The sequence below is a fragment of the Arthrobacter sp. ISL-30 genome (assembly GCF_018613855.1).
Lineage (GTDB): Bacteria > Actinomycetota > Actinomycetes > Actinomycetales > Micrococcaceae > Arthrobacter.
Window position 1 is genome coordinate 1 of record NZ_JAGGPK010000043.1, and the last position, 11,244, is coordinate 11,244.

Here is an 11,244-nt window from a genome sequence, read left to right on the forward strand (position 1 = left end):
CCAAGCCCTCGCCGGAAAGGGAGTCACCCAACTGAACTAAACCCAACCGCATTGGCCGATACCCGCCGAACCAATCAGTGGGCAGATCTGTTGGCCATTACCGGGCAGTTTTACTGGCCACCAGCGGGTACATTTACTGGCCGCCTATGGGCAGAAACCATTGGCCATTGACAGCGTCCGAGGACGAACGGTCCCGCGGCAGGTAGTGACAGCCGTGTAATTCGTGTGGCAGGATAGGCGCAGTGCAGTACCCGGCAGGACCAACTCAGGGCCGGTATAGATACTTAGCAGGTGGCCTTCCTGAGGGGTCGAGCAGCGTGGTAGGCCCGCGTCCATAAGGAATGCTCACGGTTAAATGACAGAGTTGGGCCCGCCGGAGCGAGACCGGATGCTGAGGCCCCCTGTCGAACACCATTCTCTATTACGTTGTCAGTGGACCTTGGCGATTCCTTGTCGGTTTCGTTCTCTTGGGGTCCCATGTCCACTACTGCTGTCAACACATCACTTGGCCGGCTCATCGCTGCCGATGCCGGCTGGTTCTTCTCGCTCTATCCGGACGCCGGCGAGGGCGGCGGCGGGTTCCGCTCATCGCACAAGCCCAACCGAGCGTTCGTCGCCAAAGGTTTGGCCACCGATCCTGAGCGTGCTGCGGCTGAGGCCGGTCGGCGTGCGGGGTCCAAGCTGCGGCGTTACTGCGCGGCGAACCGGCTCAACCGCCTCGGAACGCTGACCTATGCCAGGACGGGGTGCCATGACCCAAAGGAATTACGCGCCCATCTCGGCGCGTTCTTCCGGGACCTTAGATTGGGATTGGGTGGCGATCCGTTGCCTTACGCGTGGGTTCCCGAGTGGCATAAGACGGATCATGGGCTGCACGCACACTTCGCCGTCGGTCGTTACATTCACCGGCGACTGATCAAAGAGGCCTGGGGCCGCGGACATGTCCATATCAAGCTGTTGGGTGACTTGCCGGTCGGTTCGGGGGCGTTGTCGGAGGCGCGCAAGGCGGCCGGGTATCTGTCGAAATACGTCTCCAAGAGCTTCACGGAACCGGCATCTCAGGTGTTTGGTCTCCACCGTTACGACGTGGCTCAGGGCTTTCAGCCGGTCAAGCTCGCTCTGAGCGGCTACTCACCGGCTGATGTTCTGGCGCAGGCCTCCGATTTTCTCGACGGGCCTCCGGTGACTCAGTGGTCGTCGGTTTCTGTTGAGGACTGGGCCGGTGCTCCCGCGATTTGGGCGCAGTGGGGTGCATGATGCTGGATTCACGGGTGCTTGCTGAGTGGGTGGAGGCCAGTTGTGCTGCCCAGGGCGTTCCGGTCCGTGTGACTGATCCCGGTGTTCTTGCCCGGGTTGGCGTGCTCATGGGTGCCGCGCCCGGAACGGACGGACGCGGCAGCGGCCGGAGTACCGCCGCGGCGTCATAGCCGCCAGAGGGGCTGAATCCGTGCCGAGTCCAGCGATCGCGCTCCCTGTGTCCCCGGCAGAATCGTCGCATAATCCAACACGGCCTTGATGATCGCCGCCTGCCGGTCAAGGTTCAGCGTCTCCCAATTCTCTTTCAGCTGACCACCGGTGCCGATCAGCCCGTCAAGTGCTGTGGAGTTTGAGGCCTGCGCCAGCTGCCGCTCGGTGGTCTTGATTCTGGCTTCGATCGGGCCGCGTGCTGCTTTCCACTCCGCGCTCGAGATTTCTTTTGCCGCCCACAGTTCGGACAGTTCTTTCATCTGGTTCCGGTCACCCTCCAACGCTGTCAGCAGACTGCTTTGCTGCTCGTCCGCTGCCCTGCGGCCCGCCAGGGTATCCGCTAATTCAGGGGTGTCGAGCCGCATTAGTACCGCAGCGGCGAGGAACTCTTCCAGGGGCGGGGCCACGATGGTGATGCCTCCGCAGCCTCCGTGGTCTGGACCTGATGCGGAGACATATCGGCGGGTGTTGACTCGGACGGCGGAGAACAGCTTGTTACCGCACTTGCCGCAGCGCAGGAGGCCGGACAGGACATACCTTCGCCGCGCACGGGTATTGGTCCGCTTTTTGGTTTCGAAACGGCCGAGGATCTGCTGGCGCTGTTCCGGGGTGATGATCCCATCCCATTGCGCGTCGGCAACCACGATGCCTTTGTGCTCGCGTAGCCCGGCGATGCGGGCTGACTTGAGTAGAGCGTTGAGGGTCATTGTCTGCCAGGGGCCGCCAGCTGTGGTCCGCACGCCTGCCTCATTGAGCCAGACACAGATGGAACGCGACGATTCCCCGGCCAGGAACCGGGCTACGGCCTGACGCAGAATTCCCGCCTCCGCCTCGTTTACCGTCATCCGGTCCTTTTCGTATCCAAAGGGGCGGTGGTGGCCGCCGTTGGGCAGTCCCTGCTCGGCAGTCTGACGAGCCTTGCGCTGGAGTCGCTGAGACTTCCGACCGGACTCCTTGGAGGCGATAGCTGCCAGGATACGGGCCATAAACAGGCCGTCGTCATTTCCAAGGTCAATGTCGGCCGTTACTGATTTCACCTGAGTGACCCCGGCCTGCTCGCACAGGCGGGTGAACTGCTCCAATTCCATTGGTTGCCGGGTCAGCCTGTCCATGTTGTAAACGATGACTGCGTCTCGGTAACCTCCGGCCAGGTCGTCGAGCATCCGCTGGTACTGGGGTCTAGGCTTCCCTTTGTACGCGCTGATGTCGTTGTCGACGTACTCCTCGCCCAACGTCCAACCGTGATCGGCGGCAAGCTTGCGGCAGTCTTCCAGCTGGCGTGTTACACCCAACGCCTCGCCTGACTGATCAGAGGAGATGCGGGCGTAGATCGCGGCGGAGCGGGGTTGCTTCATGGGGTCAGACTAACAAAGGGTCAGTAACGGAACCCTGCTCTGCTCCCACCACCACCACCTGATCCACAAAGAACACTGGCAAATCCAGGTCCAAAACGACATCCCCTGGTTCATCCCGCCACCCCACATCGACCCCCAACGAAAACCCAGACGAAACCACTACTTCCGGCAATGACAGACCGGCGCTTTATGGACATCAGCAGCAACAAAAGTGCCCCAGCCGGAGTCCCGGAGGATCCGGCTGGGGCACCAAGACGGCACAATTGCCGTAATGTTGGCCGCCTGCCGCAATGTTGGCCGCCGCAATGTTGGCGAGGGAGTGGGGCTAGCTGATCGCCGACTTCATTTCGTCGACGGCCTTCTTGCCTGCCTCCTCAGTGGAGAGCCTGTTGAACAGGACCTCCGAGGTGTAGCGCTTGATGATTTCCTGGATAGCGCCAGCACCCTTTGGCGGCGGAGCCGGGGCCTCGCCGAGTTCGTCCTTGATCTGGTCAATAAACTTGACCACCTTGACATCGGCGGGAGTCAGCTTGGACTCGATCGCGGTCCGGACCTCAGAGTTCGGGTAGACACCACGGTCAGCGAGGAGGGCTTCGCCGGCCTTCACATTGTTCGCGAGGAAGTTGATGAACTTGGCTGTTTCCTCAGGGTGTTTGGTGCGGGAAGACGCCGACCAGAACTGGGACGCCTTGTACCAGAGCTGCGTATCCGCGGACTTGCCTGTCTTGGAGGGGAACCGTAGGATCTGCAGCTCGCCCCCAGAGGCCTTCTCCAACGCGGGGAGCTGGTTGGACCACCAGAATGCGAGCCCGTTCTTCCCGGTAGCGAGGCCACTTTGGTCGAGCGGGGCTGCTTCGGCTTCAACAACTTCCGACGCCGAGGGAACAGCCTTCTTTTCGCTGAGCTCCTTCAGGAAGGTCCACCATTCAGCGATGTCGCTCGGTTCGAAGCCCAGCTTGCCGTCGTCGGTGTAGAGCGACTTGCCGTTTTGCCTCAGCCATACTCCAAGCGAAGCCTCGTCGGTGCCATAGGCAGCGGACCCATAGGTTCCCTTGGGCGACTTGGCAGTGAGTTCGGCGGAAATCCGCTCGAAGTCTTCCCATGTCCAGGTCTTGTCGTCCGGAAGCGGGACGCCGGCAGCCTGGAACACTGCAGGATTGGCAAGGATCGTGGCAGCGTTGATGCCGGCCGCGATACCGGTGAGGCCCTTTTCGCCCTTGCCTGCATTGAGGGCCGCTTCGTCCAGCTTCGAGGTGTCGATGTCGTGCTTGGACAGATCAAGCAAGGCCCCGCGAGTCGAATACTCGGTGATGTACTTCTCGTCCATCTGGATGATGTCAGGAGCATCGTTGGCTGCAACCTGGGTGGCCAGTTTGTCCCAGTAACCGCTCCAGTCGCCGTACTCCGGTTTGATCTTGATGTTCGGGTTCTCCGCCTCGAAAGCTGCGATCGCGGCCTGGGTCAGCTGGGCACGCTTGTCGCCACCCCACCAGGAGAATCGGAGCTCGACCTTGCCGTCGGAACTCTTGGGAGCGGAACCTCCGCTGCCGCAGGCACCCAGAGCGAGGACGACGGCGGCTGCGGCGGCTAAAGCTCCGCTGGCACGAAGGCGACGCTTGGCCGCTGATGATTTTGTTCGGGCAGACCCACCGGGGTTTGCAGACGCTTGCCGGGAAAAAAGCGGCACGGGATACTCCGATCTTCTTTGATCTGTGGTGCGAAACGATCAGGGGATGCGAACTGAGAAAGCGCTTTCTGCAACTCATCATACAAGTCCGAAACTTGTACTACAAGAGCTTTTTGGTACTGCTATTTGATGCCGGTAGTCGCGATGCCCTTGATGAGGAACCGCTGGCCAAAAAGGAACACCAGGAACACTGGCAGGAGCGACACGATGGACATTGCGAACAGTGATCCCCAACTGGTGGCCGACTGCGAGTCGACAAAGGCTCGCAGCGCAACCGGAACGGTAAACATCTCGGGGTCCGTTAGGTAGATCAGGGCGCCGAAGAAGTCGTTCCAAGTCCAGATGAAGGTGAAGATAGTGGTGGTAGCAAGGGCCGGGACCATGAGGGGCAGGATCACGCGCAAGAAGATGCGCGGGTGTCCAGCGCCGTCGATCCTGGCAGCCTCATCCAGTTCCTTCGGCAGGCCACGGATGAACTGGACCATCAGGAACACGAAGAAGGCATCTGTAGCCAGCAACTTGGGGACAATCAACGGCCAGAACGTATTCACCCAGCCAATCTGGGAGAACAGGATGTACTGGGGCACGATCACCACGTGGAAGGGCAGCATGATGGTGAGCAGCATGATGCCGAAAAACAGCTTCTTCCCGGTGAACTGCAGCCGGGCGAACGCGTAGGCGGCCATGGAGCAGGAGAGCAGGTTTCCGACAATTGAACCGATCACTACGATCGCCGAGTTCAGCATGTAATGCCCGAACGGATGGCTCAACGCGGACCAGCCATCGGTGTAGTTGCCCATCTCGAGGCTATCCAGCCAGAGTCCCGGCTCACGGAAAATGAGGTCGTTGGGCCGCAGCGACGAGACCACCATCCACAGCAGAGGGTAAATCATCAGCGCACCAGTGACGATCAGCAGCGCGTGCTTTGCCAGGGACTTGATACGGGCGCTTCGGCTGAAGGCGAGCGTGCCGCGGGATTCCCGGCGCCGGCCGCCGTCGTCGGGCTTTCCACCGCGGGACTTACCGTGTTTTCCATGCTTGCCGGGATCCTGGACCGGTGCCGGCAGCGTCTGCAGTTTAGTCATCGTAGAACACCCAATACTTTGAAGCGATGAAGTTGATGGCCGTGAAGGCACCGATAATCACGAGCAGGAACCAGGCCATGGCTGAGGCGTAGCCCATGTCGAACTGGCCGAAGCCCTTTTGGTACAGGTACAGCGTGAAGAACATGGTGGAGTCCGAGGGCCCGCCGCTTCCGCCCGAGACGATGAACGCCTGGGTGAAGGACTGGAACGAACCGATGATCTGCAGCACCAGGTTGAAGAAGATGATGGGGCTCAGCATGGGCAGCGTAATGCGCCAGAACTTCTGCAATGTGCTGGCTCCATCCACCTCGGCGGCCTCGTAGTACATATTGGGAATCTGCCGCAGGCCTGCCAGGAAAATAATCATCGGACTGCCAAAGGTCCACACATGCAGCAGGATGATGGAGCTCAGCGAAGTGCTCGGATCGGAAATCCAGCCGGGCCCCTGAATGCCGACCAGGGCCAGGACCTGGTTGACAAGGCCAGTGGTGCCGAAAATCTGCTTCCAGAGGAGGGCGACGGCGACAGAGCCGCCCAGGAGGGACGGCAGGTAGAACACGGAGCGGTAGAACGGCAGCCCACGCAGGCCCTTGTCCAGGACCAGGGCGATCACCAGCGCCACGGCCAACTGCAGAGGGACACCCACCAGCACGTAGGTGAAAGTGACACCCAGCGAGTTATGCAGCCGTGCGTCGCCGAACATCCTGATGAAGTTGTCCAGGCCTGTCCATTCAGGCGGCTGCAGGAGGCTGTAGTCGGTGAAGGCCAGGTACAGGGACATCAACATCGGGCCGATAGTGATGGCCAGAAGCCCCACGAGCCAGGGCAGGAGGAAAACGTAGGCCGCCTTGTTGTCACGGCGATTAGCGCGCTTTTCCTCTTCGGTCACCGGCCCCTTTCGACGGGACAGTGAAGACAGTTCGCTGATAGCGCTCACTGGCTCCCCCTCACGACATCGGGAACGCCCCCCGGCGTCCCCGAGTGATGCTGTGCGGCCATGTGGTCTCCTTTGGTCATCGTGGCCATCCACGCGCGGGTCTTACTTCGTGCAGTTGCCATATGCAGCTGCCATACCTGGCGGCAGGGTAGAACTACGCCTGGACCTGCGTGTCCCTTTGATTGGACCCTTCAGGTGTTCCAGCGAACTGCGGCTCGGTACCAAAGTAAACGGTTTCTTGACCCGTGTACACCCCTTTGCTAATTTTTGAGAAAGCGTTTTCTGATTGCCCGGAAATTCCGGCGAGCGCGCACTGCGAGAGGCAGGACAAAGATGTTTGCACCCTGGAGGACGCTGCAATGATTCCTGCCACGATTCCTGCCGCCGTCCGCCCAAGCGCCATCGGCGGCTATGAGGACTGGCCGGCCTATCTCAAGGACTTCGGTCGCTACGCTACAGGCGTTCCTGCCCAGGAACTTGCCGATGTGCTCGGGGTTCCCGCGGTGCCGGAAGCGCCTCGCGTCACCGTCGAGTGGGAGGAAACGCACGACGGCGTCATCACGTCACGCCTGCAGTGGCAGTTGGGATTCGGCCCGGTCACGAAAGCCTGGTTCATTCGTCCCGCTGGAGCCACGGCTCCCCTCCCGGGTGTTCTGGCCCTCCACTGCCATGCCGGGATCAAGTCCCAGGGCGCTGATCGGCTCGTGGCCGTTCCTCCTCAACGCGCTCAGGAATTCCTACAGCAGGCTTCCCTCCAGCAAACGCTGTATGAGGGTCGGGCCTTTGCGAGTTGGCTGGCTTCCCGCGGCTTCGCTGTGCTCGCCCATGATGTTTTCGCCTGGGGAAGCCGGGGCTTCAAGCTCGATCCCCTCCCGTGGCGGACGGCGAGCGCCGTCGATGGCCGTTTGGCGCTCTGGCGCGAGTCCGGCGTCGAACCTTCCTCTGCTGAACTTTATGAGGCGGCGGCTGCCGCGCATGAAGATACCGTGGCGAAGGCCGCCGGGCTGCTTGGTTCGAGCTTTGCCGGCATGGTTGCCCATGACGACCTCGCGGCGCTGAATGTCCTGGCAGGCCTCCCGGGGGTCGACGCCGAGCGTCTTGGTTGCCTCGGTTTCTCCGGCGGCGGAGGGCGCTCGCTGGTCCTCGCAGCGTTAAGCCCGAAGATCCGCAGCCACGTGGTGACGTGCATGATGACCACCTTCGAGTCACTGGTCCCGTCTTACTTGGACGCCCATTCGTGGCTGCTGCAGACACCCGGCCTCTCCCGCCTGGGTGAATGGCCCGAGCTCACGGCGCGTTCGAAGGCGGACAGCATGCTGGTTCAGTACGCCCTGGCCGATGAGTTGTTCCCGGAGGAGGGAATGCGCGACGCCGATGCCATCCTCAGGCGGCTCCATCCGGCGGGGCGGTACGTCGGAAGCTTTTGGCCGGGCGGGCACACTTTCACCCGTGACATGCAGGACGAGGCCGCGGCCTTCCTGGCGGCAGGGTTGAAGGCGAACGAAAACAGCACCAGCCTTCCGCGGATCGCCCTGGTGGGCGTGCACGGTTTTGGCGCCCGGCACTTGGACAATCTGGAGAGGCTGGTGGCCGAGGCACGGGTGGAACTCGTGGCAGTGGCCGATCCGCGGCCGCCGCTAGAGGGCAGCCTGGACCCCTCCGTGAAAGTGTTCTCCACCCTGGACGAGCTGCTGGCTGCCGGCATCGCGCCGGACGTTGTCGTCATTGCCACCCCCATCCAGACTCACGCGCCGCTTAGCCTGGCCGCGATTGCCTCCGGTGCTGATGTCTACCTCGAAAAGCCCCCGGTGGCATCGTTGGCCCAGTTCGAAGAAGTGCTTGCCGCTGCGGATGCAGCTGGCCGGTTTGTCCAAGTGGGTTTCCAGAGCCTGGGTTCCGAGGCCCTGCCCGCAATCGCCCGGCTCATAGAATCGGCTGACATCGGCGAGGTCCGGGGATATGGCGCTGAAGGTGCCTGGGTCCGGAATATTGGCTATTTCAAGCGCTCCCGTTGGGCAGGCAAGCGGAGCCTGGACGGTACGTACGTCGTGGACGGTGTGGCTACAAATGCGCTGGCACACGCCGTTGCCACAGGGCTGCGCATCGCCGGAGCCGATACCGCTGAACAGATCACCACCGTCGAGGCTGACCTCTATCGGGCCCACGACACCGAATCCGATGACACCTCATCTATCCGAGTCCGCACCTCAAACGGAAAAGTCCTGATCTGTGCCCTGACCCTTTGCGCGGCCGTGCAGTCCGCTCCGTCCGTCACCGTTTTTGGCACGCGAGGCAAGGCGGAGTTCTTCTACACGGAGGACCGCCTCGTCCTGGAAACCGCCAATGGCGTCAGCACCCGGACCTTTGGACGAATTGACCTGCTGGAGAACCTCCTGGCTGCCCGATCCAAGGGCGACCCAGGGCTCCTGCTCAGCTCCCTGTCATCCGCCGGTTCCTACATGAAGGTCCTCGAGGCCATTCGCACTGCCGAATCACCACAGGAAATTCCAGCCGAACATGTGCGCTGGGAAGGCGAGGGTGACGACGCCCACCCCGTGGTGCTCGGCATCGAGGACCTCCTGAAACGCTCAATACTGGCGCAGTCCACGTTCTCGGAGCTCGCGGCGCCGTGGGCTGTACAGGTTCCGCCCATAGAAGGAGCCGCCGGGCTCGAACTCGAGGGGCGACTCGTGGCGCGTCGCCAGGACGGCGGCCGCATCATGCCGACGTCGTCCCCGCGGCCCTATCTGCACCCGATCAGCACCTTGGCTGGAACCATCGTCACGGACCATCTTCAGGAAGACCACGTGTGGCACTTGGGGGCAGGCGTAGCTATCCAGGACGTTGCAGGCGTGAACTTTTGGGGCGGTCGCACATACACGCGCAACGCCGGGGCTTATGTCTGGAGGAACGATCACGGCCGGGTCCACGGCATCGCCAAAGCCATGTCCACAGGGTCATTCTCCGAGACTCTGAACTGGATCGGCCCCGATGGCTCTCCCATCCTCAACGAGCAGCGACAGTGGAGCGCCGTGGCGCTGGGCCCGTCAACCTGGAAACTCCGCCTCGACTTCGAGCTCTCCCCCGCCGGTTCCGAACCGGTGTCGCTGGGCAGCCCGGGTTCGAACGGACGGGACGGCGGTGGCTACGGAGGCTTCTTCTGGAGACTCCCGCAGGTTCGGATCGCCAGGGTCTGGACCGCCGACGCCGAGGGCGAGGACCGCGTGCATGGCACCATTGCGCCGTGGCTGGCCTGGAGCGGCTACTTCGAGGCGTTGCCAGCAGGAACAGCAGCCGCGGCAACCGCCGGAGGGGCAGGTGCGGCGTCAATTGGGGGCGCAGCACCTGCCACCCTGGTCTTCCTGGCCTCGCGCCAGGCACCGGATCCGTGGTTTGTGCGCCAATCCGGCTATCCCGGAGTCGGGCTCTCACTCGCGTGGGACAAACCGCTCCTGGCCAGCAGATCGAATCCCGTCCGGCGCACCATCAATGTGCTGATCGTCGACGGGATCCTGAGCACCGAAGACATTGAACAACTCATCGAATCATTGGGGGAATCCGCATGAACACATCTGTCCGCTCCGAAACTGCACACGCCAGCCCCGTGGCTGGCACACCAAATCCCGCCGACGGAGCCGTCAAGCGGCAGCGCGTCCTGGACATCCTGGACGCAAGAGGCCACGACTCACTGCTGCTGACAAGCCACACGTCCCTCACTTGGTATCTCGACGGCAGCCGGATGCACATCAGCCTCGCCGGCGATCCCATTGCCGCCCTCCTCGTAGACCGGAACGGCGACCACCTGGTTACGTTCAACAACGAGGCCGAGCGGCTGGCCGCGGAAGAGCTGCCGACCGGCGTCGAGCTTCATGCCGTGCCGTGGCACGGTCAGCTGGCCGACGTCGCCGCCTCCCTTGCGCCGTCCGGCGCACCCCTGGCCGAACGCGCCGTAGCTACGGAACTCCGCGCGGCTCGGCAGGCGATGCTTCCTGGGGAAAGCGCACGCTATGCCCGGCTCTGCGCTGAGGCCGCCGAAGCCATGACTGAAGTGTTGTCCGGCACGACGCCGGAAACCACGGAGTTCGAGGTGGCCTCGGCCCTTGCCGGCCGCATCGTTGCCTTGGGGGCCGAGCCCCTGGTCCTGCTCTGCAACGGGAGCAGCCGCAGCACTTTCCGGCATCCGCTGCCCACCCACTCCCCCTTGGGCCGCCGCGCCATGGCCGTCGTCTGCGCCCGCCGGCACGGACTGGTTGCTAACGTCACCCGTTGGGTGAGGTTCGACGCCGGCACCCCCGGGGAGCTCGACGCCGAGGTCAGGATCATGCAGGTGGAGGCCGATATCTTCCGGGCCACGGTGGGGGGAGCCAGGCTCAACGACATCTTTGCGGGGATACAGGCGTCCTACGCGCGTCACGGTTTTGGCGCCGAGCAATGGATGCTGCACCACCAGGGCGGCCCCGCCGGTTATGCAGGCCGCGACCCACGCGCCACTCCGGCCACTGATGATGTGGTGGTCCCAAACCAGACCTTTACATGGAACCCTTCAGGACCAGGCGTGAAGATCGAGGACACTGTGCAGTTGATGGCCGACGGGCTCAAGGTGCTCACCGTTGATCCCAGGTGGCCGACTGTCGACGTCGATGGCCTTCCCCGGCCGCAGACGCTGCAGCTGTAAGAGCTGCACCCCAAGGGCCTGCAACCCCCAGGGCGCGC

Annotated in this window: 8 protein-coding genes and 2 pseudogenes; 6 read left to right on the top strand and 4 right to left on the bottom strand. The window is 62.7% G+C overall.

All coding sequences use genetic code 11. The features are described 5' to 3' along the window. The first annotated feature begins 477 nt into the window (after positions 1–477). Both J7E82_RS16265 and J7E82_RS16270 read left to right on the top strand, forming a co-directional pair. Complete coding sequence (locus J7E82_RS16265) at positions 478–1,257, top strand: hypothetical protein (protein ID WP_214864479.1); 780 nt, start codon at positions 478–480, stop codon at positions 1,255–1,257. Beyond that, the gene (locus J7E82_RS16270; RefSeq protein ID WP_214864481.1) at positions 1,254–1,427 is read left to right on the top strand and encodes a hypothetical protein; all 174 of its coding nucleotides are present in this window, start codon (positions 1,254–1,256) and stop codon (positions 1,425–1,427) included. Before J7E82_RS16265 ends, J7E82_RS16270 begins: the two co-directional genes overlap by 4 nt. Here J7E82_RS16270 and J7E82_RS16275 read toward each other — a convergent pair. Beyond that, positions 1,422–2,822, bottom strand: a complete 1,401-nt coding sequence (locus J7E82_RS16275; protein ID WP_214864483.1) for a recombinase family protein — start codon at positions 2,820–2,822, stop codon at positions 1,422–1,424. The two genes, J7E82_RS16270 and J7E82_RS16275, sit on opposite strands and share 6 nt — an antisense overlap. A gap of 22 nt (positions 2,823–2,844) precedes the next feature. On the opposite strand from J7E82_RS16275, the pseudogene J7E82_RS20835 reads away from it, so the two are divergent. After that, positions 2,845–2,997: pseudogene (locus J7E82_RS20835) on the top strand (HNH endonuclease); the annotation flags it as partial. A 150-nt stretch (positions 2,998–3,147) separates the two neighbouring features. Here the strand turns inward: J7E82_RS20835 and J7E82_RS16280 are convergent. The 3 genes from J7E82_RS16280 to J7E82_RS16290 all read right to left on the bottom strand — a co-directional run bounded on the left by J7E82_RS16280 (position 3,148) and on the right by J7E82_RS16290 (position 6,531). Next, a complete protein-coding gene (locus J7E82_RS16280; protein WP_214864485.1) occupies positions 3,148–4,509 on the bottom strand; it encodes an ABC transporter substrate-binding protein in 1,362 nt (453 codons plus the stop codon). Between the two features lie 122 nt (positions 4,510–4,631). Then, positions 4,632–5,594 (bottom strand): carbohydrate ABC transporter permease, encoded by a 963-nt coding sequence (locus tag J7E82_RS16285; protein ID WP_214864487.1) that lies wholly within the window; start codon positions 5,592–5,594, stop codon positions 4,632–4,634. Next, the gene (locus J7E82_RS16290; protein ID WP_214864489.1) at positions 5,587–6,531 is read right to left on the bottom strand and encodes a carbohydrate ABC transporter permease; all 945 of its coding nucleotides are present in this window, start codon (positions 6,529–6,531) and stop codon (positions 5,587–5,589) included. Before J7E82_RS16290 ends, J7E82_RS16285 begins: the two co-directional genes overlap by 8 nt. A gap of 359 nt (positions 6,532–6,890) precedes the next feature. Between J7E82_RS16290 and J7E82_RS21360 the strand changes: the two are divergent. From J7E82_RS21360 to J7E82_RS16300, 3 genes and pseudogenes are all read left to right on the top strand, one after another. Beyond that, positions 6,891–8,048, top strand: a pseudogene (locus J7E82_RS21360) (acetylxylan esterase); the annotation flags it as partial. Beyond that, the gene (locus J7E82_RS16295) at positions 8,022–10,097 is read left to right on the top strand and encodes a DUF6807 family protein (RefSeq protein WP_251042010.1); all 2,076 of its coding nucleotides are present in this window, start codon (positions 8,022–8,024) and stop codon (positions 10,095–10,097) included. The pseudogene J7E82_RS21360 and the gene J7E82_RS16295, both read left to right, overlap by 27 nt. Then, positions 10,094–11,206 (top strand): Xaa-Pro peptidase family protein, encoded by a 1,113-nt coding sequence (locus tag J7E82_RS16300; protein WP_214864491.1) that lies wholly within the window; start codon positions 10,094–10,096, stop codon positions 11,204–11,206. The genes J7E82_RS16295 and J7E82_RS16300 overlap by 4 nt, the downstream gene beginning before the upstream one ends. Positions 11,207–11,244: the final 38 nt, after the last annotated feature.